Genomic DNA, 1,272 nt, shown 5'->3' with positions numbered 1-1,272 from the left:
CCTGAAAGTACTTCGCTGAATCCATAATCGACTCGGTCTTTCAGGTCGATGTATGGCACAACACACCTCGGTCAGTCCCCTCTCCCCCTGGGAGAGGGCTAGGGTGAGGGCTTGGCGTTGTCACACTTTGTCTCATCTTCAGTTATGCTCGCCGTTCGTCGCCAACGCCGGAGCCGCTGACCTTATGTCCCCCACTCGCCTGTTTCTCACCCTCGCCCTCTCGTTGCTGGCCGCTTGCGCCACACAACCAAAACACAACGTGACCGTGGAAAAACAAAGCGAATGCCCCGTACGGCTCACCAACGGACAAAACCTCATCATCATGCTGCCAAGCAACCCGACCACCGGTTACCGCTGGGCCATTCAGGACTCGGCTGGCGGCGTGCTGCGCGCACTCAGCCCCGAGGTTTACAGCAATCCGGAAGATGCCGGTGTGGTCGGTGCAGCAGGTCTGTCGACCTGGCGCTTCCAGGCCTTCGCCCCCGGCACCGGCCGTCTACGCCTGACCTCGCAACAGCCGTGGGCACCGGAAGTGCTGCCGGTGGAAACCTTTGACTGCGCCATTTCGGTGAATTGATCGTGGGCTGGCTGATTTTGGCGCTGATGGGCGCGGTGACGTTTCTCTACGGCGTCAGCACCCATGCGGCGCTGCTGTGCCTGCTGGTCAAACCGTTGCCAGTGCTGGCGTTACTCGGCTGGTTGCACGATGCGCCGCCCAGCGACTATCGGCGCTGGATCAGTCTCGGTCTGATTTTCTCGTTGCTGGGTGATGTGTTGCTGGCCTGGCCGGGCGATCTGTTCGTGTTTGGCCTCGGCGCGTTTCTGGTTGCGCATCTGGCTTATCTGAAGGCTTATCTGAGTGACTGCAAGCGTCTGGCGATTTTGCCGCTGGTGCTTGCCCTCGGTGTTGGCGCGGTGTTGCTGGGTCTTCTGATTTCCAGCGGTCTTGGGCCATTGCTGGTGCCGGTGATTGTTTATGGCACGGCGATCAGCGCGATGCTCTGGCGCGCGCTGGCCCGTTTGGGCAGCGATGTGCCGAAACGCTCGGCGTTGCTGGCGGCGGGCGGTGCGCTGGCGTTTGTGTTCTCGGACAGCGTCATTGGGATTGATCGCTTCGTATTGCCATTCCACGCCGCGCCATACGTCATCATCCTCAGCTACTGGCTGGGCCAGTGGGGCATTGCCGCCTCCGCGTTCTCCCAAAGCAAACGCGCTAGCCTTTAAAAGATCGCAGCCTGCGGCAGCTCCTACAGAAAACCGCATTCCCATGTA

General features: G+C 60.6%; 2 protein-coding genes. Both read left to right on the top strand.

Going from position 1 to position 1,272, the window contains the following annotated elements:
* The first annotated feature begins 184 nt into the window (after positions 1-184).
* Complete coding sequence (locus tag ACW9IR_RS29425; protein ID WP_095122463.1) at positions 185-577, top strand: protease inhibitor I42 family protein; 393 nt, start codon at positions 185-187, stop codon at positions 575-577.
* A 2-nt stretch (positions 578-579) separates the two neighbouring features.
* Complete coding sequence (locus ACW9IR_RS29420; protein ID WP_457466113.1) at positions 580-1,224, top strand: lysoplasmalogenase; 645 nt, start codon at positions 580-582, stop codon at positions 1,222-1,224.
* Positions 1,225-1,272 lie beyond the last annotated feature (48 nt).

The sequence above is a fragment of the Pseudomonas sp. SDT291_1_S447 genome (assembly GCF_054070155.1).
This window is presented reverse-complemented; position numbering and strand designations above follow the sequence as displayed.